General features: G+C 59.4%; 17 protein-coding genes and 2 pseudogenes. 7 read left to right on the top strand and 12 right to left on the bottom strand.

Annotation, left to right across the window (positions count from 1 at the left end; all coding sequences use genetic code 11):
- Positions 1-2: 2 nt before the first annotated feature.
- The 6 genes and pseudogenes from GBM95_RS03195 to GBM95_RS03170 all read right to left on the bottom strand — a co-directional run bounded on the left by GBM95_RS03195 (position 3) and on the right by GBM95_RS03170 (position 7,070).
- Positions 3-866: a DMT family transporter gene (locus GBM95_RS03195; protein ID WP_152157760.1), complete on the bottom strand. Its 864-nt coding sequence runs from the start codon at positions 864-866 to the stop codon at positions 3-5.
- Positions 867-986: 120 nt separating this feature from the next.
- Complete coding sequence (gene aspS, locus GBM95_RS03190; RefSeq protein ID WP_152157759.1) at positions 987-2,786, bottom strand: aspartate--tRNA ligase; 1,800 nt, start codon at positions 2,784-2,786, stop codon at positions 987-989.
- Positions 2,787-2,990: 204 nt separating this feature from the next.
- Entirely contained in the window at positions 2,991-3,653 is a 663-nt protein-coding gene (locus GBM95_RS03185) for a DUF502 domain-containing protein (RefSeq protein WP_152157758.1), read from the bottom strand.
- Positions 3,654-3,781: 128 nt separating this feature from the next.
- A pseudogene (locus GBM95_RS03180) lies at positions 3,782-3,985 on the bottom strand (FmdB family zinc ribbon protein); the annotation flags it as partial.
- A gap of 165 nt (positions 3,986-4,150) precedes the next feature.
- A complete protein-coding gene (gene fusA, locus GBM95_RS03175) occupies positions 4,151-6,199 on the bottom strand; it encodes an elongation factor G (RefSeq protein ID WP_152157756.1) in 2,049 nt (682 codons plus the stop codon).
- Between the two features lie 160 nt (positions 6,200-6,359).
- Complete coding sequence (locus GBM95_RS03170; protein ID WP_152157755.1) at positions 6,360-7,070, bottom strand: response regulator transcription factor; 711 nt, start codon at positions 7,068-7,070, stop codon at positions 6,360-6,362.
- 241 nt (positions 7,071-7,311) lie between these two features.
- Here GBM95_RS03170 and GBM95_RS03165 point away from each other — a divergent pair, with 241 nt between their 5' ends.
- The 4 genes from GBM95_RS03165 to GBM95_RS03150 are packed head-to-tail and all read left to right on the top strand — an operon-like array spanning position 7,312 to position 12,022.
- Positions 7,312-8,724: an efflux transporter outer membrane subunit gene (locus GBM95_RS03165; RefSeq protein WP_152157754.1), complete on the top strand. Its 1,413-nt coding sequence runs from the start codon at positions 7,312-7,314 to the stop codon at positions 8,722-8,724.
- Between the two features lie 21 nt (positions 8,725-8,745).
- On the top strand, positions 8,746-10,050 hold the full coding sequence (locus GBM95_RS03160; protein ID WP_152157753.1) for an efflux RND transporter periplasmic adaptor subunit: 1,305 nt from the start codon (positions 8,746-8,748) through the stop codon (positions 10,048-10,050).
- 23 nt (positions 10,051-10,073) lie between these two features.
- Positions 10,074-10,817 (top strand): ABC transporter ATP-binding protein, encoded by a 744-nt coding sequence (locus tag GBM95_RS03155; protein WP_152157752.1) that lies wholly within the window; start codon positions 10,074-10,076, stop codon positions 10,815-10,817.
- Positions 10,814-12,022, top strand: coding sequence for an ABC transporter permease (locus GBM95_RS03150; protein ID WP_152157751.1), 1,209 nt, complete (start codon positions 10,814-10,816; stop codon positions 12,020-12,022). Before GBM95_RS03155 ends, GBM95_RS03150 begins: the two co-directional genes overlap by 4 nt.
- A gap of 82 nt (positions 12,023-12,104) precedes the next feature.
- Here GBM95_RS03150 and GBM95_RS03145 read toward each other — a convergent pair whose 3' ends face one another.
- The 4 genes from GBM95_RS03145 to GBM95_RS03130 all read right to left on the bottom strand — a co-directional run bounded on the left by GBM95_RS03145 (position 12,105) and on the right by GBM95_RS03130 (position 16,190).
- Positions 12,105-14,000 carry a heavy metal translocating P-type ATPase gene (locus GBM95_RS03145; RefSeq protein ID WP_226963134.1) on the bottom strand — a complete coding sequence of 632 codons (1,896 nt, stop codon included), beginning with the start codon at positions 13,998-14,000 and terminating at the stop codon, positions 12,105-12,107.
- A 145-nt stretch (positions 14,001-14,145) separates the two neighbouring features.
- Positions 14,146-14,409, bottom strand: a complete 264-nt coding sequence (locus tag GBM95_RS03140; protein WP_226963133.1) for a metal-sensing transcriptional repressor — start codon at positions 14,407-14,409, stop codon at positions 14,146-14,148.
- A 23-nt stretch (positions 14,410-14,432) separates the two neighbouring features.
- Positions 14,433-14,936, bottom strand: a complete 504-nt coding sequence (locus tag GBM95_RS03135; RefSeq protein ID WP_152157750.1) for a single-stranded DNA-binding protein — start codon at positions 14,934-14,936, stop codon at positions 14,433-14,435.
- 39 nt (positions 14,937-14,975) lie between these two features.
- Complete coding sequence (locus tag GBM95_RS03130; protein ID WP_152157749.1) at positions 14,976-16,190, bottom strand: MFS transporter; 1,215 nt, start codon at positions 16,188-16,190, stop codon at positions 14,976-14,978.
- A gap of 112 nt (positions 16,191-16,302) precedes the next feature.
- On the opposite strand from GBM95_RS03130, the pseudogene uvrA reads away from it, so the two are divergent.
- Together uvrA and GBM95_RS03120 are read left to right on the top strand one after the other, a co-directional pair.
- Positions 16,303-19,100: pseudogene (gene uvrA, locus GBM95_RS03125) on the top strand (excinuclease ABC subunit UvrA).
- Positions 19,070-20,071 (top strand): SDR family oxidoreductase, encoded by a 1,002-nt coding sequence (locus GBM95_RS03120; protein WP_152157748.1) that lies wholly within the window; start codon positions 19,070-19,072, stop codon positions 20,069-20,071. The pseudogene uvrA and the gene GBM95_RS03120 overlap by 31 nt, the downstream one beginning before the upstream one ends.
- Here GBM95_RS03120 and galE read toward each other — a convergent pair.
- Positions 20,062-21,093 carry a UDP-glucose 4-epimerase GalE gene (gene galE, locus GBM95_RS03115; RefSeq protein WP_152157747.1) on the bottom strand — a complete coding sequence of 344 codons (1,032 nt, stop codon included), beginning with the start codon at positions 21,091-21,093 and terminating at the stop codon, positions 20,062-20,064. The genes GBM95_RS03120 and galE overlap by 10 nt on opposite strands.
- A 123-nt stretch (positions 21,094-21,216) precedes the next feature.
- The gene (gene tnpA, locus GBM95_RS03110) at positions 21,217-21,621 is read right to left on the bottom strand and encodes an IS200/IS605 family transposase (RefSeq protein ID WP_152157746.1); all 405 of its coding nucleotides are present in this window, start codon (positions 21,619-21,621) and stop codon (positions 21,217-21,219) included.
- A 79-nt stretch (positions 21,622-21,700) separates the two neighbouring features.
- Between tnpA and GBM95_RS03105 the strand changes: the two genes are divergently transcribed.
- On the top strand, positions 21,701-22,515 hold an 815-nt coding region (locus GBM95_RS03105; RefSeq protein WP_152157745.1), incomplete at its 3' end, for an RNA-guided endonuclease TnpB family protein.

The following is a 22,515-nucleotide window of genomic DNA, read 5'->3' as shown; positions in this document are numbered from 1 at the left end:
CCTTATTTCTGCGGCGTGCGCTTCGTGAGCACTGTGGCCGAAACGCCTGCCACGATGATGATCGCGATGCCGATCGCTGTGGCGGGAGCAATGGGTTCGGCAAAGAAGATGAGGCCGAGTACTGCAGCAAAGACGATGGCGGAGAACTGGAGAGCGCTCGTGAGAAGCATGTTGCCGGCGCCCCATGCGCGGGTGAGGCAAAGCTGCGCGAGGGTTGCCGTTACGCCGATCCCGAGAAGCGCCGGGAGGTCCTCTGTCCGGATTGGATTGAGACCGCCCGCAGTGACAAGCTGCCCGAGGAGCCCGCAGACGGTTCCGAATAGCGTGAAGTAAAACACAATGCGCCAGTCGGGTTCGCCGATTTTGGTGAGCCCCTTTACCTGCATGTAGGCGAGCGCAGAGAAGAATCCGGAGGAAAGCCCGATTGCTGCGGCGAGCTCCTCGCCCGCATGCACTTCCGGGCGAAGCGCGAGGACAACGCCGATGAAGCCTGCCGCAATAGCCGCGAGGAGCCCGAGGCTCGGACGGCGGCCGGCTCGAAGCGCGATCACGGAAACGAAGAGCGCCATATAGAGCGGGCTTGTGTAGTTGAGGGTCATGGACGTGCCGAGGGGCAGAACGCCGAGGGTCCAGAACCAGATCGTGAGGCCGAGCGTGCCGAAGAAGCTTCTCTTCATATGTGAAAAGAAGAATTGCGTTCGGAGCGTCTGCCGCTTAAGAAGCACCCAGAGCGCGATCACAATCATGCCGAAAAGCGAACGGTAAAAGACAAGCTCAAAGGTGGAGAAGTGCTCTGCGCCGAGCTTCGTGCAGACGGCCATCAGCGAAAAGAGAAAGGCTGCGGCGAGCATCCAGAGGCTTTGCATGTGAGGGTGTCCGGGCGGAGAAATGGAAGGGAATAAAGAAAAGAAAGCCCCGCAGTTTGGGCGGGGCTTCCGGCGGAGCCTCAGAAATGAGGCTCCCTGAACGAAGTCGTCAGAGAGTGATTACTGCTCTTCCTTCTTCGGTTCGCGGCGAAGCTTGATGTGAAGCTCGCGCAGCTGCTTCTCGTCAACCGTCGACGGAGCCTGCGTGAGGAGGCACTGAGCGCGCTGCGTCTTCGGGAAGGCGATGACGTCGCGGATCGAATCGGCTTCGACCATCATGGCAACGATGCGGTCGAGACCGAAAGCGAGGCCGCCATGGGGAGGCGCACCGAACTTGAGGGCATCGAGGAGGAAGCCGAACTTCTGACGAGCCTCTTCGGGGCCGATCTTGAGCGCGGCAAAGACCTTCTCCTGAATGTCCTCGCGGTGGATACGAATCGAGCCGCCGCCGATTTCCCAGCCGTTCAGAACGCAGTCATAGGCCTTGGCGTAGCAGTGTTCCGGATCCGTGAGGAGCTTGTCCTCGTCGCCGTCGAGCGGGCAGGTGAACGGATGGTGGCAGGCAACCCAGCGGTCTTCCTCTTCCGAGTACTCGAACATCGGGAAGTTGACGACCCAGAGGGGCTTCCAGCCCGGCGTAAAGAGCTTGTGCTCCTTGCCGAATTCGGAGTGGCCGATCTTGAGACGCAGGGCGCCGAGGCTGTCCCAGACGATCTTCGCCTTGTCCGCACCGAAGAAGACCACGTCGCCGTCCTTGGCGCCGACGCGTTCAAGGATCGCCTTGAGCTCTTCGTCGGAGAGGTTCTTCACGATCGGCGACTGGAGGCCTTCGCGGCCGCGGGCGAGTTCATTCACCTTGATGTAGGCGAGGCCCTTGGCGCCGTAGATCTTGACGAACTCGGTGTAGGTGTCGATTTCGGAGCGCGGCATGGAAGCAGCACCCGGGACGCACATGGCTACAACCTTGCCGTTGTGGAGCGACTTGACGCCGGAGAAGACCTTGAAGGCCGAGTTGGCGACGATGTCGGTCACTTCGTGCAGACGCAGGCTGATGCGGCGATCGGGCTTGTCCGAGCCGTACATCGCCATCGCGTCGTCGTAGAGCATGACGGGGAACGGATCAACGAGATCAACGTCGATCGCTTCCTTGAAGACCGTGCGGACGAGCTTTTCCATCAGGCCGCGGATCTCGTCCATGTTGAGGAACGAGGTTTCGATATCGACCTGGGTGAATTCAGGCTGGCGGTCGGCGCGAAGGTCTTCGTCGCGGAAGCACTTGACGATCTGGTAGTAGCGGTCGAAGCCGGCGATCATCAGGAGCTGCTTGAAGAGCTGCGGGGACTGCGGCAGAGCGTAGAAGCAGCCTTCCTGAACGCGGGACGGCACGAGGTAGTCGCGGGCACCTTCAGGGGTGGAGCGCGTGAGGGCCGGCGTTTCGATGTCGATGAAGCCGTTGGCGTCGAGGAACTTGCGGAAGGCCATCGCCGTGCGGTAGCGGGTGCGCAGGTTCTTCTGCATGACCGGACGGCGCAGGTCGAGCACGCGGTACGTGAGGCGGGTCGTCTCGGAGAGGTTCTCGTCGTCGAGGTGGAACGGAGGCGTGGACGAGGCGTTGAGAATCTCAAGCTCGTGGCAGAGAACTTCGACGCCGCCCGAGATCAGGGAGTCGTTCTTCGTGCCTTCAGGACGCGCGCGGACGACGCCGACGACCTTGAGGCAGTATTCGTTGCGGCAGCGGTCGGCGGTGGCAAACACTTCCGGACGATCCGGATCGCAGACAACCTGCACGAGACCCTCGCGGTCGCGAAGATCGATGAAGATCACGCCGCCATGGTCGCGGCGACGATGGGCCCAACCGTAGAGGGTCACAGTCTGGCCGATGAAGGACTCATCAACCAAGCCAGAGTACACGGTTCGCATAAAAGCTCCCAGAGTTGCTGGCCGCAGGGCCAGCAGGGTATGAAAAAATAGCGCGCCCCAAACCCTTTCGAGGCTGGGGAGCTGCCTTGAAATCTGTCGCGCTTGGGGGTTGTCCGGCGTTCCGTCGTTTGTAGCGGCAGCGCTCCGGGACCAAGCCGTAGCATGAGTTTAGCTCGAAAGACCGCCTCGCGAGCGCGTTTTCCCCTAACCGGCGGGCTTTTTTGCCTGATTTTCTGCTGAAGCGTCGCGCTTTTCGGACGCTCCCCTGAGGGCGCCTTCAGGGGTCATGACGCCGAGGGAGACATGGAATTTAAAGGCCTGCTCGATGGTGGCAGAGGTCTTATGGAGCTTGTCGCGCTCGACCATGATGACGTAGCCCGATGTGGGATTGGGCGCCGTCGGCACGAAAACCGTCACCATCTCCGTGGCGGAGAGCGTTTCGAGCGTCTCCTTCCCGGGAGTCGCCACGATGAAGCCGTAGGTCCAGCAGCCTGAGATCGGGAACTCAATGAGCACGACCTCCCTGAAGCTCTGCGTCCGGTCGGAGAGGACCGTTGCAAGGATCTGCTTTACGCCCGAATAGATCGGCCGCACCACGGGGATCTTGTCGAGGAACCACTCCCAGCGCGAAACGACCCATTGTCCGAGCATGTTGGCGACGAGCACGCCGGTGATGAGGATGACGGCAGCTGCGAGAAGAAGGCCGAGCCCCGGGATCTCGAAGCCGATGAGTTTTTCGGGATTGAGTTCGGGCGGCAGAAGATTCAGGACGACGTCGGACCAGCGAATGAGGCTTTCGAGAACCCAGAGCGTGATCGCGAGAGGCACCCAGAGCAGAAGGCCTGCGGAAAAGTATTTCTTGAGCATGATGCGTTGCGCGAAAAAAGCCGCGCTGCGAAGGTGGTCGCGGCACGGCTTTCTGGAGCTGCGCCGCATATTGGGAAGCTATGGCGCAGCAAAAGGATTTCCGGGGATTATTTATCCGAATGCACGTGAGCAGCCGGAACAGCCTTGGGGCCGCTGTTGAAGTCGGTGGCAGCCCAGCCGGAGCCCTTCAGCTCAAAGCCAGGGGCTGAAAGCTCCTTTCTCAGGGTGTCCTTGCCGCACTTCGGGCATTTTGACAGGGGCTTGTCGCTCATCTTCTGCAGGAAATCCTTTTCAAATCCGCAGGAAGTGCACTTGTATGCGTAAATGGGCATGATCGCATGGTCCTCGCTAGAGGACCGAAAAAAGTTCAGTCAATCGCCACGCATTATAGGAAAGAGGACGGCAGTTGTTTTTCCTGTCGTCCTCTTCTTTGAAGCGGAAGGTGACCGGGCTCCGGGAAGAAAGCATGAAGGCTCCGTCCCGAAGCGTCAGGTCACTCAGTCTTCATCGGTGCGCTTGAAGTGGGCCGCAAGCTCTGCCTGACGGGCCGCCGGCACCGGCTGGTAGCTCGAAAGCTCCATGCTCCATGCGCCGGTGCCCTGCGTGAGGGCGTGCAGGCGCGTCGCATAGTTTTCGAGTTCAGCAAGCGGCACGAGCGCCGTCACCTCGATGTCGCCGCCCGGAAGCGCTTCGGTGTTGGTTACCTGACCGCGGCGGCTGGCAAGGTCGCCCGCGATGTCGCCCATGTAGGCTTCGGGAGCCGTCACCTCAACGGAGACGATGGGTTCGAGCACCTGGGGCGCAGCCTTGGCGAGCGCGTCAAGGAAGGCTTTCCGGCCGGCGGCCACGAAGGCCACTTCCTTGGAGTCGACCGGGTGGCTCTTGCCGTCGTAAACGGTAACGCGCACGTCTTCAATCGGGTAGCCTGCGACGAAGCCGGTGGCGAGAACCTCGCGCACGCCTTTTTCAACCGCCGGGATGAGGTTGTAGGGAATGACGCCGCCCTTCACCTGATCGACGAATTCGAAGCCCTTGCCGCGTTCGAGCGGTTCGACGCGCAGGTAGACCTCGCCGAACTGCCCGGCGCCGCCCGTCTGCTTCTTGTGGCGGGCATGGCCTTCCGCCGGAGCGGAAATGGTTTCGCGATAGGGGATCGAGGGAGCGGCCGTTTCAACCTCAAGCTTGAAGTTGGCACGCATGCGGTTGAGGATCGAGCGCACGTGCATGTCGGTGAGGCCGCGGATGACGGTTTCATTGAGGACCGGATCGTGCTCGACCGACATCGTCGGGTCTTCGCTCTGCATCTTCGCGAGCACTTCGTTCATGCGGCTTTCGTCGCCCCGGCGTGCCGGACGAATGGCAAGACCGTACATCGGACGCGGGAAGTTGATGGGACGCATGCGGACGCCGCCGTCCATCGGATCGCCGTGAATGACGGAGCCGTACTGAAGTTCGTCGATCTTGGCGAGAGCGCCGATGTCGCCCGGCGAAAGGAGATCCGTTTCCTGGGTGTTCTTGCCCTGCAGAATGAGCGGACGCGTCGCCTTGATCGGCTTCTTGCTGTCGTCGACATAGAGGACGGAGTCTCTTCTGATCGTGCCCTGATGCACGCGGAAGACGCCGATCTTGCCGATGAAGGGATCGTTCACGATCTTGAAGACCTGAGCAATGACCGGAAGGTTCTTGTCCGGATAGGTGCGGAAGGGCGATCCGTCCTTCTTCTGGAAGAGCGCTTCATTGGCTTCGCCGGGATGCGGCAGGTGGCGGATGATCACCTTCATGAAGTCGCGGATGCCGATGAGGTTCTTCGCCGAGGTGAAGCAGACCGGGATGACGTGACCCTCGCGGAGCGCCTTGGTGACGAGCGGGTGCAGAAGCCTCGGGTCGACATGGCCTTCCTCGAGGTAGCGCTCGAGCATTTCGTCGTCCTCTTCAACCACGCGCTCGATGAAGGCGCGGTGAACGTCCTCGACGGTCATGATGTCGCTGTCGCCGTCCTCGCGGTCGAAGCAGTCGATGACGTGCGTGCGGTTGCGCGTCGGGAGATTGATGGGCAGCACGCCCGGTCCCCACGTTTCGCGCAGCTCCTCGAGGCACTTTTCAAGATCGGCATCCGGGAGATCGAACTTATTGATGACGATCATGCGGCAGAGCCCGCGCTCCTTGGCCGCTTCCATCATCCGGCGCGTGAGAAGCTCCGGGCCGCGCGTCGGGTCGATCACTGCGCAGACCGATTTCACGGCGTCGAGTGCAGAAAGGTCCTGACCGAGATAGTCAGGGTAGCCCGGGGTGTCGAGGATGTGAATGCGGACAGGCGTAAGGTCCGCCATGGCCGTATCCACGTGCGCAACCGCGAGGCGGATTGAGTGACCGACCTCTTTTTCGAGTGCGTCGTTGTCGCACATCGTGTTGCCGCGTTCAACGCTGCCGAGCTCCGGAATCATGCCGGAGCGGTAGAGCATGGCCTCGATCAGAGAGGTTTTGCCGCAGGAACCGTGGCCGACCAAAGCGAGGGTGCGCAGATTCTCGGTGGAATAGTTGCTCATGGCTGATCCTTTATTTTCAGGAAAGATTCAAACCATTCTGCACTTTCATGCCGGGAAATCGGAGAAAAGCTGAAGGGAGCTTGATCAAAAGCGCAAGACAGAATCAAGCTGTGGCCGCGAGTCCGCGATTGTGTGATACTTAAGAGTTCCCGGTCCGTCGTCAGAGGCTCTGAAGTTCCTCAGGAGAACGGACAATCAGCTGGTATCCCACGCCGCGCACGCTTTCAATGGCGAGCGCCTTGCCTACAACGGCGCTCAGCTTGTGGCGGATTGAGGAAACATGCACGTCGATGGCGCGGTCGTACGGACCCATCGACCGTCCGAGCACCTTCGGATAAATTTCCTCCTTGGAAACCGGGCCGCCTGCATTGCGGGCAAGAAGCTCAAAAAGCGAAAACTCAGTGGTGGTGAGCTCCACCGGCCTGTTGCCGGCCTTGGCCACCCGCTCCGCGGGGTTGACGACAATCGGTCCGACGACAATGGGCGTTGCCGTCGCTCTGGCGCTCGAGGTGCGGCGCAGGATGCCGCCGATATGCGAATAAAGGTCCCGGGGCGGACAGGGCTTGACGACCGCATCGTCGGCTCCGGCTTTTTTAAGCGCTTCGGCGCCTTCCTCCGTACCGGCCAGCATGAGGACCGGCGCATCGGAGCGGAGTCTGAGCGCCGCGAGCATGGCCTCGCAGGTCATGCCGGGCAGGACTTCGTCGCAGATGATCAGATCGAGCGCTTCATTTTCAACAGCGTTAAGCCCTGCGTCAACGGCATGCGCAGGAAGCGCATGAAAGCCCTCAAGACGAAGGTAGTCGACGAGCAGCGTGCACCGTTCGGCGTCGGTGTCGATGATCAGAATGCGGCGAGGATTTTTAAACATGTGCCAACTGATGCTAAACAAAGGTTCCGCCTATCTTAACAAACCTTTGCGGCTAAATACGGTTGACGAAAGCGTTGATGAGCCATCGACTTAGAAAGCGCTTAGGCCTGAATGAGTCTTCTCTGAAGCTGAAAAAAGTGCTAACCGGAAAGTTTTGAAATGTGCGGCATTTGCCGCTTCTGAGCGCCTGTTTCAGCAGACAATTGCCTCAATGAAAAGCATTCCTATCGGAGAATAAAAAATGCATGCAGGTCTGCGGCCTCTCTCACTCGCTGCCGCGCTCTGTCTCGGACTCGCCGGATGCGCCGTCGAGCATCCGGATCTTGATCGAATGACGGCGGATATGACGCCTGGGAATTGGCAGCGTTCCTCCCTGCCGACCGGCAGCATTGTTGCCTGGGACAATTTCTGGGCGCGTTGGCAGGATCCGGTTCTTACTGCGCTTCTTGAGAAAGCATTTGAAGCCAATCCGGATATCGCAACGGCTGCGGCAAATCTGCGTTCAGCCGAGGCGAGCATCACTTCTGCCAATGCGGCGCTCTGGCCGACGGCTTCGCTGGGTGCTAATGCCGGGAAAAATCGGTCCGGCGGAACGACGCGCGATTCATTCTCGCTAGAGGGTTCGGGCGGACTCGCACTCAATCTTGCCGGGGCTGAATTCTGGAAAGCGGATGCGGCAGAGCTTTCTGCGGCCGCGTCGCGCTATTCGCTCGAGGATGTCCGCGCGGCAACTGCTGCAGCTGTCGCTGAAGCCTACGTCAATCTGCGTGCAGCAGAGGCGCAGCTCGAAGTGGTCAAGAAGTCGCTCGCCAATTACATGGAGACGGCGGAAACTTCCCGCTGGCAGTTCGAGGCGGGAACGGGCGCTGCGTCAGAAGCAGAGGACGCCATGGTGCAGCTCGCTTCCGCACGTGCCCGCATTCCGACGCTTGAAGGAAGCATATTCGAATACCGGAATGCGCTGATGCGGCTTACGGCGACACCGGTGGAGGAGCTCGAACTGGGGTCGTCCAGCGTCATTCCATTGCCGCCCGATGATGCAGCCGTTGCCATCCCCGCAGAAACGATTGCCAACCGGCCTGACGTGCGCGCGGCGCGCCTCAATGTTGAGGCTGCGGTTCTGCAGCTGAAAAGCGCAAAGAGCAATTTTTCCCCTTCGCTCAATCTTTCTGGGAATATCGGCACGACGGCAGCCACAGTGAGTGCTCTGGGTACTGCCGGCACGGGCGTGGCGGGACTTGCCGCAGTGCTCACGCTTCCTGTTCTCAACTGGGGATCGCTTATCGCGGGAGAAGAGAGTGCGGCGGCGGAGGTGGACAGAAATGTAGCCGTCTACCGCTCAACGCTTCTTGCGGCGCTTGAAGAAACCGACAACGCCATCGCGTCGATCGCCAATGCGGAGCGGCGCCGCACGGATCTTGCCCGTGCTGTTGAGCATGCAAGATCTGCCGAAATGCTGGCGCGCCAGGAATATGAAGCCGGAATCGGCGACTACACGATGCTCCTCTCGACGCAGCGTTCACTCCTTTCCGCAGAGGAATCCGAATTAAGCAACCGCGCGGATCGCGCCGCGGGCTACATACGTCTTTATCGCGCGCTCGGAGGCGCATGGGCAGTGGATGCCGCAAGAGAAGACGGCGCTCAGAAGAATTAAGAACAATAAGGAATTTTGGTCATGACAGACGATAAGAAGACGCCTCAAGCGAATGAATCCGTAAAAGAGCTCCTGGGCGAGGTGCACAGGCCCTGGTATGTCCGTGCGCTTCCCTGGGTTGTTGTTCTGGCGATCGCCGGCGGGGGCGCCTGGTATTGGCAGCAGAATCGGGCGGCAGGAAGCAAGGTGCAGTATGTGACTCAGCCTGTGACCAAAGGCGAGATTCGCGTGACGGTGACGGCGGACGGCACGCTCAACCCCACGCGTACGGTGACGCTTGGCTCCGAACTTTCCGGGATCGTGCGCAAGGTGAATGTGGACGTGAATGATGAAATTCACGCGAACGACGTGCTGATTGAGCTTGACACCCGCAACCTCGAATCCAAGGTGGCGAGCGCGAGGGCAGCGCTGGCGAGCGCCAATGCAAAGCTGGCGGAAAGCCAGGCGACGCTTCGCGAAGCCGAGGTGAAGGATAAGCGGCTGAAGGAGCTCAACAAGCTCTCGGGCGGCAAGATGCCTTCGCGGACCGAACTCGATCAGCAGGAGGCAGCGGTGGCAACCGCCAAGGCTGCTGTTGAAGTGTCCCGCGCTTCGATTATCGATGCGGAGGCTTCGCTGAGTCAGGCTGAAACGGATCTCTCGAAAGCCATGATCCGCTCGCCCATTGAGGGCGTCGTGCTGGCACGCTCGGTGGAGCCCGGCTACGCCGTAGCGGCAAGCCTTCAGGCGGTTGAACTCCTCACGCTCGCCACCGACCTCACCAAGCTTGAGCTTCAGGTGAAGGTGGATGAAGCTGATATCGGGAGCGTCAAGTCCGGGCAGCGGGCCTACTTTACGGTGAGCGCCTATCCGGACAAGCGCTTCCCTGCCACTCTGCGCAAGGTGGCCTTCGGTGCGACGACGACGGAAAATGTTGTGACCTACACCACCTATCTGGATGTGGAGAACGCAGATCTGCAGCTTCGCCCCGGCATGACGGCCTCGGCAACCATTTCCACGGCGCAGCGCCAGGATGTGCTTCTCGTGCCCAATTCCGCCCTGCGGTTTGTGCCGCGCGAGGCTGCTCAGAAGGAATCTTCAAGCGCTCGCTCAGCCTTCATGCCCGGGCCTCCCCGTCACTCAGGTTCGCAGAAGTCGGCTCGCGAAGATTCCTCTCAGGGCCAGGCTGAACGCGTACGCACGGTGTATGTGCTGAAGAACGGCGTTCCGCAGCCCGTGACCGTCCGCACCGGACTTACGGACGGCGCACATACGGAAATTCTCTCCGGAGAAATCCATGAAAAGGATGCGGTCGTGGTTGATCAGCAGCGCGCTCAGAGATCCTGATGATCCGGATAGGGAGTCTATGAATGACGGATATTCCGCTTATTGAATTCCGCGGCATCGGGAAGCGCTACGGCACCGGGGAGGCGGCCTTTACGGCACTTCACAGCATTGATCTCACGATCCATGAGGGTGAGTTTGTCGCCATCATGGGGCCGTCGGGTTCTGGCAAATCCACCGCCATGAACATCATCGGCGCGCTCGACAGACCCTCCTGGGGGGAATATCTCTTTGAGGGCGTGCACGTGGAGAATCTCAGCAACGATGAACGGGCGATGCTTCGCCGCCGCTATATCGGATTTGTCTTCCAGGGATTCAATCTTCTGCCGAGAACGACCGCGCTCGAGAATGTTGAGCTGCCGCTTCTTTACCGGGGACTCAAGCGTACCGAGCGCCAGAAGCTCGCCTTTGCGGCGCTCGATCGCGTGGGGCTCGCCGACTGGGCGCACCACACGCCGGCAGAGCTTTCGGGCGGCCAGCAGCAGCGCGTCGCCATTGCCCGGGCAATCGTCATCAAGCCGAAGCTGCTCCTGGCAGACGAACCAACAGGGTCGCTCGATAGCGCGCGAAGCATTGAAATCATGAAGCTCCTTTCGGACCTTAATCAAACGGACGGCATCACGGTTTCTCTTGTTACGCATGAGCCTGACATGGCGAAGTTTGCGCGCAGACACATCATCTTCAAGGACGGACACCTCGTGCGCGACGACCGCGGGCTTCCGGGCGAGGGCCCTCAGACGCTTGCTAAGGAAGACGGAGGGCAAGCATGATCTGGAACGCATTCCTTCTTGCCGTACGGCAGATCTGGCGCAACCCTATGCGAAGTCTCCTAACGGTGCTCGGCGTCGTGATCGGCGTCGCGGCCGTCATTACGATGGTGACGATCGGCAATGGCGCAAGCGAGGCGATTCGCTCGGAAATTGAATCCTTCGGCAATAATCAGCTGATGCTGCGCCCGGGCATGCGTCTTGGCCCCGGACAAAGGATCGGGGCGCCTTCCTTCAAGATGGAGGATGTGACGGCGCTGCAGACGCAGCTTGCGGGTGTCGTGGCAGTGGCGCCTCAGGTAAGCAAGAGCGTCACGCTCGTCGCAAACGGGCGCAACTGGCAGACCAGCATTACGGGGACGACATCGAGCTACTTCACGATCGACAACCGTACTTTTGCGGACGGCCGAAGCTTTGAAGAGGCCGAGGAAATGGCGGGTTCCGCTGTCTGCGTGATCGGCTCCACCATTGCCAATGAACTCTTCGGACGTACCGACGGCGTTGTGGGCGAACTGATTCGAACCGGGGGCTTTTCCTGCCGCGTGATCGGGCTTCTCGCCACCAAGGGTTCCGCGGCCATGGGAGGAGATCAGGACGATGTCGTCATCATGCCGGTCAAGACCGTGCAGCGCCGTCTGATCGGCGACACGCGCGTCTCTTCGCTTCTGATCCTGATGGACGGCAATTCCGACCGTGAGCGCTTGAAGCAGGCGGTAAAGGACCTGATGCGCGAGAGACGTTCGCTTTCTGCGGGCGACGATGACAACTTCCAGATCATGGATACAGCTGAAATCGCTGAAAAGGTTGCCTCAACGACCGGCATTATGACGACGCTGCTCGCGGCCGTTGCCGGCGTGAGTCTCCTGGTGGGCGGCATCGGCATCATGAACATCATGCTTGTATCGGTGACGGAGCGCACGCGCGAGATCGGCATTCGTCTTGCCATCGGGGCGCTTGGCCGGGAGGTGCTCATGCAGTTCCTGATCGAAGCGCTGATGCTCGGCTGCCTCGGCGGACTGCTCGGCATGGCGGTTGCCTTCGGCGCTTCTTATGTGTTCTGCGCCTGGATGGAAGTTCCGTTTGCGTTCGATCCCTTCATTAATCTCCTCGCCTTTACGGTTTCGGCGCTCACCGGCATCGTATTCGGCTTCTTCCCGGCAAGAAGAGCGGCGAGACTTGATCCGATCGAAGCAGTGCGCCACGAGTAGCTGCCCCGCAAAGCTTTCGGGCTTGCATCAATGAGAAGGCCTCTGGAGAAGCGTTTCCCCGGAGGCCTTTCAGCATGGTTCCTCAGGCTGTCTGATCTCCTTCAGAAGGCGTTCTCAGTAGCCTTGCGGAATTGAGAATGACGATGACGGAGCCGGCGTTGTGCACAAGAGCTCCCAGGACGGGCCCCATCAGACCGAGCGCGGCGAGAATGATGGCAAGGAAGTTGATTCTCATCGCAAGCGTGATGTTGAAGCGGATCATACGCATCATGCGGCGCGAGAGTCGTACTAGCCATGGGATCACGCGGATGTCGTCCCTCACGAGCACGATGTCTGCGGCGTTGACGGCAATGTCGCTACCAATGCCGCCCATGGCGATGCCGACCCAGGCGCGCTTCAGGGCCGGGGCATCATTGATGCCGTCTCCCACCATTGCCGTGCGGATCGTGGCGCGCTCAAGAGATTCAAGGCGGCGGAGCTTGTCCTCAGGCATGCAGCCCGCATCAACAAACCGTTCGTCAATGCCTGCTTCTTTGGCAATATGTTCTGCGGCTTCCTTATGGTCGCCCGTCATCAGCATCGGCGAGACATTTTGCTTTTCCAGACTGCGCATGACATTGGCAATCCCCGGGCGCATCGCGTCCGAGAGCGCGATGAAGCCGACAACCGCGCCGTCAAGTGCAATGAAGACCGTGGTGGCGCCTTCTGCTTCAAAGACGGCAGCTGCGGATCGGGCGTCTCCGGTGCCGGCTGCGCCGATGCGCTTCAGCCAGGAGAGACGGCCGACCGCGACGGCATGATCATCGATCCGGGCGCTCACGCCGCTTCCCGATTCCATTTTGAAGTCGTCCGGGTTCGGCAGCCCTGCTTTTTCGGCATCCTTCAGCCCGCGGATGATGGCTCGTCCCAGAGGATGGCTGCTCGGCTTTTCTGCAATGGCTGCGAAACGGAGAATGTCGTTTTCGGAACAGGTCTTCGAAAGGCTCTTCACGCCGCAGAGCGTGGGTTCACCTGTGGTGAGCGTGCCGGTCTTGTCGAATGCGGCACGATCGATTTCGGCGAGACGCTCAAGCGCATCCCCTTCGCGTACGAGTACTCCCCGCTTCGTGGCGCATCCGATGGCTGCCATGACGGCCGTCGGCGTTGCAAGCACCAGGGCGCACGGGCAGAAGACGACGAGAATCGTAACCGCACGGATTTCCTCCCCGGTCACGAGCCATGTGACGCAGGCCATGGAGAGTGCTGCGGCCACGATCCAGGTTGCCCATCGATCGGCAAGCCGCACGATTTTCGCCCGGCTCGCGTCCGCAGATTCGACGAGCTTTGCCATGCGGGCGATCGTGGAGGCGTCTCCCACGGCATCCGCCCGGAGCTCAAAAACCCCGAAGCGGTTGATGGAGCCCGACATCACATGGTCGCCGGCTGTTTTATCTACCGGCATCGGCTCACCTGTCAGCACGGATTCGTCAACAGATGTGCTGCCTGAGAGGATCTCGCCGTCTACCGGAACGGTTTCTCCGGGATTGACGCGGATGGTTTCGCCTTTCTTCACTTCTGAGGCCGGAATGATGCGCTCCGTTCCGGACGTAACCACGCGTGCGGTTTCAGGCGCGAGCGACGCGAGACGCTCAATGCCTTTTCGCGCCTTGGCGACGGTCATTTCCTCAAGAAGCGCGCCGAGCTGCATGATGACGGCGATTTCGCCCGCCGCAAAATATTCTCCGATGATGATTGACGCGATGAGAGCGAGCGAGACCAAAAGATCCGCCTTAACGTCAAAGCGCGTAATGAGGCCGATTGCAGCCTCAATGACGATCGGCGTGCCGCAGAGCAGAATTGCGACCCAGGAGAGGTCGATGCCGGAGACCGTGACGTCGAAGAAGCCCAAGAGAAGCGCAATGGCGGAGACGACGATCAGAACGATCTGGCGCCGGGTCTCATCCTGCCAGGCGGCGCGAATGAAGGAAAGCGGAGACATTTTTTACATATACCCGTATGGGTATTAGAAAAAGCTAAAAAAACAAGCCGCACAGCGTGCGGCGTGTTTTGAAAATATTGATACCCCATAGGGTATGGGGTTAGCTTATGCCTTCATCTGCGGGCTGTCAAGGCGCGCGCCGGCTTCAGGACATGCGGGCGAAATGTTCAACCGCTTTGGCAAACTTGGCAACCGTTGCATCGGCATCGCCCTTCGCGATGCCGTCGCGCACGCAGTGCTGCAGGTGTCCTTCGAGGACAATTTGTCCCACTTTGTGAAGCGCACTCTTGGCGGCATTGATCTGCACGAGGATGTCCTCGCAGGGAACATCCTCATCAACCATGCGGTCGATGGCCTGAACCTGGCCGATGATCTTTTTGAGGCGCCTGTGAAGATTAGGCGCATCCATGCACTGTTTCATGAAAGTACAGATCAGAACGGAACGTCTTCGTCAAGGCTGTCGATCGGAGCGGACGCTGCGGCAGGCGAAGGCTGAGGAGCGGGTGCCGGGGCCGCCTGGCGAGCCGGTGCGGGACGCGGCGACGATTCAAAATCGTTTGAGGGCGCGTAGCCTGCATCGCCGCCGTTATCCTGGCGATTGTTGCGGCCGCCGACGAACTGCATGTTTTCACTGACGATTTCGGTCGTCCAGCGATCGTTGCCGCTCTGATCGGTCCATTTGCGGGTGCGCAGGCGGCCTTCGATCAGGACGGAGCTGCCCTTGCGCAGATAGTCCTTGGCGAGTTCAGCAGCGCGGCCGAAAAGAATGACGCGGTGCCATTCGGTTTCTTCCACGGGCTGACCGTCGCGGTTTTTGTAGCGGCGCGAGGTGGCGATGCGCAGGGTAGCGATGGCGGTGCCGCCGTCGGGGGTGTAGCGGACTTCAGGATCGGCGCCGAGGTTGCCGAGAACAATAACCTTGTTGATGGAAGCCATATTCGGACAAAAAATTAAAGGTAATGGTGTGAAATAAAACTAATTTAAGGCTTCCCCAGGTTTTCGGCTGGAGCGTTCGGGCTCCTTGAGGCCAATCGCTGAGGCGAGCCACAGAAGCATAGCAAAAGCGCAGGTAAAGAAGACGGCTTCTGCGCTCCACTCACGGGCAATGAAGCCTCCGAGAGCGCCGCCAGCAAAAAGGCCGAAGTTCTGCAGGGTGTTGTAGATCCCGAGCGCAAGCCCTTTGTCGCTTTTGGGGGCTATTTTGGAAATGAGGCTCGGCAGTGTTGCTTCGAGCACATTGAACCCCACGAAGAAGAGACCGAGGAGAAATGCGATTTCCCAGATCGAATGCATGAGATAGGCAAAGAGCACGAAAGCGGCCGTGAGAAAGCCGATCACCAGCTTCATGATGCGCACCATCTTGCCGCGCTTCTCGCCCAGGATGATGAGCGGCGCCATCACGATGAAGCCCGCCGTGACGGCGGGCAGATAAACCCACCAGTGGTGCTCGGAGGGGAGATTCATTTCGAGGAGCCGCGTCGGGATGACGACAAAGACTGCAGTGAGGCATGCATGAAGGACAAAAATGCCGATATTGAGTCTGATCAACTGGTGGTCGAGCAGAATTTCCTGCCAGGGCTTCCCGGATGTTTTGGTTCTCAGATGCTGAGGGGCGTCGGGAACAACGAATTTCGCGACAAGGATCGCAGCGAGCGCAAGAAGGCCGGTGAGCGCAAAGATTCCGGGGACGCCCCAGAGGTCGGAAAGCAGCGGCGCGATGACGAGAGAAACGGCGAACGTGAGGCCGATGGAGGCTCCCACCATCGCCATTGCCTTGGTAATGACTTCTTCACGCACGGAGTCTGAAATAAAAGCAGTGACTGCGGCGGAAATAGCGCCGGCGCCCTGAAGGGCCCGGCCGAAAAAGATGCCCCAGATGGAGCCCGAGCAGGCAGCGATGAAGCTCCCGAAAGCAAAGATCAGGAGGCCTGCAATAATGACGGGCTTTCTTCCGAAGCGGTCTGATGCGGCACCGAAGGGTATCTGCAGAATGCCCTGAGCGAGCCCGTAAATGCCGAGCGTAAGACCTACCATGAACTCATCGTTCCCCCCGGGAAGTTCACGCGCATAAATGGCAAAAACGGGAAGAATGACGAAAAGGCCGAGCATGCGAAGCGCGAAGATTCCAGCGAGCGAAATGCTTGATTTTTTCTCGCGCGGCGTCATGCGCCAGGGGGCTGACTGAGTCATGGAAAAGGTGGGGCGATTGTGTTGTCTGCCGGTCTATGTTGGCCGGTCCGAATGTCCGCGTTATAGTTTTTCCACTTTTCCAGTGCCTTAAAAGCGGTTTATTTCAAGAGTCATGGATGCCATTTCTATTCGGGGCGCGCGCACGCACAATCTGAAGAATATTTCGGTTGATCTTCCGCGCGCAGATACATCGTGTTTACCGGCGTTTCGGGTTCGGGGAAAAGTTCGCTTGCCTTCGATACGCTTTATGCCGAAGGCGAACGCCGCTACGTTGAAAGCCTCTCTGCTTATGCCCGGCAGTTCTTAGAGCGGCTTCCACGACCAGAAGTGGATGAAATCCGCGGACTGCCGCCGGCGATTGCAATTGATCAGAAGACCACCCAGGGAGGTGCGCGCTCGACCGTCGGCACGGCAACAGAAGTATCGGACTACCTGAGGCTTCTTTTTGCCCGTACAGGGGATCTCTACTGCCCGGTTCATCACCTCAGGCTTGAGGTTCAGTCGGTTGCTTATATGACGGATCGGCTTCTGGTTGATGCCGCCGACAAGCGGCTGCTGATACTTGCTCCCGTGAAGCGTCAGCATGTTTTTGAGGCTCAGGAAGCCCGGCGGCTCCTCGATGAACTGCAGAGCGAGGGATATCAGCGCATTCGAGCGGACGGAGAGGTCCTCAGTCTGGACGACGCGGATGGAGAAGTCTGGGCAGACGGGAAGCCTCATGATCTGGAGGTTGTCGTCGATCGTCTGCGCGTGCGGCCGGATGCCCGCGAGCGGATTGCCTCCAGTATTGAAAATGCGCTCTCGCTTGCGGATGGACGCGTGATTGCGCAGGACATGGATTCAGAATGGAGCGCCGCCTTTACTTCCAAATATGCCTGCCCTTTATGCGACTTTACGGCGGGAGAGCTCGAGCCCGCTCACTTTTCAGCCACAAATCCCAGGGGAGCTTGTTCCGCTTGCGCAGGCACGGGAGAAAGAATTTCCTTCCTTCCTCAGGCGGTTGTTGCTGATCCTGCCCAGTCGATCGGGAGCGGCGCGCTTAAAGGCATTGATCCGAAGCGTCTCATCGCTGCTGCAGAGGCGCTCGGCATCGATGTGTCAGTCCTCTGGCGCGATATTGATGCGTCTAAGCAGGAAGCGCTTCTCTGGGGAAGTTCGGAAACAAAAGCGCTTCATCCGCCATTCCCGGGCGCAATCCCAGAACTCGATGAGAGGTGGAGCGAGCTTTCCGAGCCGGAACAGGCCGCACTTCAGGAGGTACGGGCGCCGCAGCTCTGCAGGGAATGCGCGGGGAGCGGACTGGGTCCGATTGCCCGCAATGTCTGGGTGGGAGAGCGGATAGCGGACGGCTTCACCTTCGTCGATGCTTCCCGCATGACGCTTCTATCCCTGCGGGAGCGGCTGGAGGGCCTGAAACTCACCGGAAACAAGCAAGCAATCGGCGAAAAGCTTATCGCGGGAGCCGTGCCGCGATTGAAGTGTCTCGAGTCGCTCGGACTCGGCTATCTCACGATTGCGAGACGCGCCAATACGCTCTCGGGCGGAGAGAGTCAGCGAATTCGTCTTGCAGGGCAGATTGGATCCGGGTTGTCCGGCGTTCTCTACGTGCTCGACGAGCCGAGCATTGGCTTGCATCCGAGAGACGGAGACCGGCTGATCCGGACGCTCAAGGATCTGAGAGACCTCGGCAACACGGTGGTCATTGTGGAGCATGACGAAGACGTCATGCGCGCGGCGGACTGGATTGTGGATCTCGGGCCCGGTGCCGGCAAAAAGGGAGGCCGCATCGTCGCGGTCGGGACGCCCGACGAGATCATGCAGAATCCGGATTCCGTGACGGGGCCCTACCTTTCTCATGCAAAGACCGTCGCGCAGGAGACGGTCGCAAAGAGGTTTTCCGCTGCGAAGTCCGAATGGCTGAAACTTATCGGTGCTTCAGGGAGAACGCTTAAAAATGTGACGCTCGAAATTCCGGTCGGCGCGCTCACGGTCGTGACGGGCATTTCCGGGTCGGGGAAGTCGACGCTCATTACGGATACGCTTCTCCCGGCAATGGCGGGCCTTCTCAATAATGCGAAGACGCCGTCGCTGCCCTTTGTGCGGATTGAGGGAAGCGATCTGTTCGACAAGGTCATTTCCGTCGATCAGACGCCGATCGGAAGAACGCCGCGATCTAATGCCGCTACGTATACGGGGCTCTTTACCCTGATTCGTGACGTGTTTGCGCAGACGCTTACCGCTCGCGAGCGCGGCTACGACGCCTCGCGCTTCAGCTTCAATGCCCGGGGCGGAAGGTGCGAGGCTTGTTCCGGGGACGGCCTTGTGCGCGTGGAGATGCAGTTCCTGCCGGACGTCTTCGTGACGTGCGACGTCTGCGGCGGGAAGCGCTACAACCGTGAAACGCTCGAATGCCGCTGGAAGGGACTTTCAATTGCCGACGTGCTTGATCTCACCGTGGATGAGGCACGCGCAGTTTTCGCGCAGCAGCCCCAGATCATCCGCAAGCTCGATACGCTTGCCGACGTGGGGCTCGGCTACATCCGGCTCGGACAAAATGCTGCGACCTTCTCGGGCGGCGAAGCGCAGCGCGTGAAGCTCGCGGCTGAACTTGCGCGCCGCGATACGGGGGAAACGCTCTACATACTCGATGAGCCGACGACCGGACTTCATTTTGAAGATACGGCGAAGCTTCTCAGCGCCTTGAGGCGTCTTACTCAGCTCGGCAATACGGTGCTCGTCATCGAGCATGATCTTGCCGTTGCCGCTGCCGCCGACTGGCTCATTGACATGGGACCGGAGGGCGGTGATGCGGGAGGGGAAATTGTGGCTGCGGGTACGCCCAGGGCATTGATTCGCAATAAGAAAAGCATTACCGGCCCATGGCTCAAGGCTTATTTCGAGAGGGCTTGAGAATGAGCGGCATTCTGATTCTCGGCGGCGCCGGCAGGCTCGGGCGCGAGCTGGATAAGACGCTCCATCAGCTTGGGGCGAAGACTGTGGTTGCCGCATCGCGCGCTGAGGCGGATGCAGCGGATCCGGCATCCGTGCTGAAGCTCTCGAAGCGTTTTCCCGGCGGGCGCCCCGATTGGATTGTCTGCGCTGCGGCATGGTCCGACGTGCCGCGTGCGGAAGTCGACAAAACGGGCGCGTTTCGAGGAAACGTGCTTGCGCCCCGCGGAGCGGCGCTTGCTGCGGCGCATTGGGATGTGCCGCTGCTGCACTACTCGTCCGACTATGTTTTCTCCGGCGGCGGTCGTCGTTTGCTTCACTCTGATCTGAGGCCGAAACCCCAGGGTGCGTATGGACGAACCAAGCTCGATGGGGAGCGTGAAGTTCGCCGCATCACCCGCAAGGCTTCAGGGAAGGCGCTTATCGTCAGAGCGGGCTGGCTCTATTCAGAAGCGACAGGGGCAGGTTTCCCCCAAAAAGTACTCGAGCGCGCATTGTCCGGAAAACCCATCACCATGCGGACCAATCAGTTTGGGAAGCCTTCAAGCTATGAGTCGCTTGCCTTCTGGTCGGCCTCCATGATGCTCGGAGGAGCAGAAAGCTCGCTCGGGAGGGGCGTGCCGGAAGTGCTTCATTTCGCGCCGCCCGGGGAAACCGTTTCACGGTATGCGCTGGCGAAAAGAATCCTTTCCCGCGCTGCGGAATTCTCTGAAAAACAAGGATTCGGGCTGGGTGTCGTGTTCACAAATGCGCTTATCGGCATGAAGGGCTTCAGAGCACATCAGAAGAGTCAGCCCGAGAATTGCAGACTTTCGTGTGAACAACTTGCATTTTTCAATGCAAGCTATTGTTATTCATGGCAGGAGTCTGTGGATAAGTCCGTGGATAATTTCCTCCTGCCACGATTTGCAATTGGGGAAACTCAGGATTGATTCGACTGCGCCTTGAGTTCCTCGGCGCGCTTTTCTTCAAAGCGCCAGGCATCGCGGCACATGTCGTCAATGCCAAGCTTCGCTTCCCAGCCGAAAAGTTCTTTTGCGAGCGTCGGATCGCACCAGTTGGCGGCAATGTCGCCCGCACGGCGGGGACCGATTTTGAGAGGAACCTTGCGTCCGGAAGCTTTCTCAAAAGCCTTGACGACTTCGAGCACGCTGTAGCCTCTGCCGCAGCCGAGGTTCACGGCTTTCCAGCCGGTGTGGCTCATGGCATAAGGAAGCGCCGCGGCGTGGCCGCGGGCCAGATCCATCACGTGGATGTAGTCGCGCACGCCCGTGCCGTCAGGCGTTTCATAGTCGCCGCCGAAGACATTGAGGCAGGGGAGGCGCCCGTTTGCCACCCGGGCGACGTAAGGAAGGAGGTTGTTGGGGATCCCGTTGGGATCTTCCCCGATGAGACCTGACGGGTGCGCACCGATCGGGTTGAAGTACCTCAGGCAAATGACGCTCCAATCCGGGGCCGCCCGGCAGAGGTCGGAGAGGATCTCCTCGATCTGCAGTTTGGTGCGCCCGTACGGGTTGGTGGCTTCTCCCGTCGGGTCGGATTCATGCAGCGGAAGGCGCTTCGGCGTCCCGTAGACTGTGGAGGAGGAGCTGAAGATGAGGCGCCTGACGCCCGTTTTCTTCATGGCCTCAAGGAGCCGGATTGTGCCGATCAGGTTGTTGTCGTAATACTCAAGCGGCTTCACGACGGATTCGCCGACGGCCTTCAGGCCGGCGAAATGGATGACGGCTTCAATGCTTTCGTCGCGCAGGGTCTTTTCAAGACGCTCTTCGTCACGGATGTCGCCCTCAATGAATTTCGGCGTCTTTCCGGTGATAGCAGCAATGCGTTGGGCGACGCCCAGGTCGGCATTCGAGAGGTTGTCGTAGAGCACCGGTTCGTGACCTGCTTCCTGAAGCACCACAGCCGTGTGGGAGCCGATAAAGCCCATGCCGCCTGTCAGAAGTACGCGCATACAATCATCCTATTGAGTATTTTCGGGAAATCCTGAAGCACGAGAAAATCAAAGCTTCTCCTGCTTCCTTCAGCAAAATCCGCCAGGAGCCCTCGCCCCGGATGGGGCGGGGAGGAATGGCGGCTAATCGGTTGTCTGATTCTCAATGTATTTTTTAAGAACTTCCAGGGAAGCTCCGCCTACTGAACAAGCAAAGTAGCTGCGCGACCAAAACAGCCCTGTTTTGCCTCCTTCAAGAATCCCTGGATATTTCTCGCGTATCTTTCGAGACGAACGCGTTTTAAAGCGGTTCACCATCTCGCTGATGCTAACCTTCGGAGGATAGCTCACGAGCAGATGTACGTGATCCGCTTCCCCGTTGGCCTCCAGGAGGCTGCAGCCTAAATCTTCGGCCGCGATTTTTAGGGCAGCAAGCACGCTTTCGAGCACTTCCGGCGTCATCACTTTTCGCCGGTATTTCGTTGTGAAGATCAAATGCACATGGAGTTTCGTCACGCTGTGACGCGCTCTTTCGTAGTCGTCGAACATCGAAATTCTCCTTGACCGCTAATGCTTAATTATGATAATATCATAATATTATTTAAAAATAAATTTATTTAACCGCCACATGCTCCGTGCTGCGAAATTCCGCATCTACCCAACTGCCGCTCAGGAAGCTTTTCTCTGGGCACAGTGGGGTGCTGTCCGCAAGTGCTGGAACATGGCGCTCTTCCTGAAGAAGCATTACTACCGTACGCGGTGCGTATCGCTTGACCTCATCCACGAGATCAAGCCACTCATCGCCAGAGCCAAGAAGTCGAAGAAGTACGCATGGCTTAGGGAATACGATTCGATGGCGCTTCAGGAATCGGTGCGGAATCTCAACAAGGGCTACCGCGCTTTCTTTGAGGGAAGAGCAGGCTTTCCGCACTACAAGTCCCGCAGAGGGCCGCAGTTGAGCTATCACTGCACCAACGTCTCCGTCGGCCCCAACTACGTGCGCGTGCCGAAAATGGAGCCGATCAAGGCTCGGATTCATCGGGAGGTCGTCGGCAAGGTGAAGAGCATCACGCTTGAAGCCGATGCCGCCGGCGACTACTACGCCGCCGTCCTCTGGGAAGATGGTCTTGCTGAAAAGGAACCTCTGAAGGAGATCTATGAGGATCAGGTCATCGGCATCGATGTCGGCATCAAGGATCTCCTCACAGAATCGAACGGACGCAAGGAACCGAACCCGAGGCATCTGAAGCACGCCCGCAAGGTGCTGCGCCGCAGGCTCGCACGCGCGCATAAGCTCGTGGCGAATGCCCGCACCGACAACCTTCACAAGGTCTCTTCGCGACTCGTGAACGAAAGCCAAGCGCTGGCTGCGGAGAGTTTAAGAATCATCAACATGCTGAAGAACCACCACCTGGCGGAGTCGATTGCTGATGCCGCCTGGGG

It is taken from the genome of Sutterella seckii (assembly GCF_009183815.1).
Lineage (GTDB): Bacteria > Pseudomonadota > Gammaproteobacteria > Burkholderiales > Burkholderiaceae_F > Sutterella > Sutterella seckii.
This window is presented reverse-complemented; position numbering and strand designations above follow the sequence as displayed.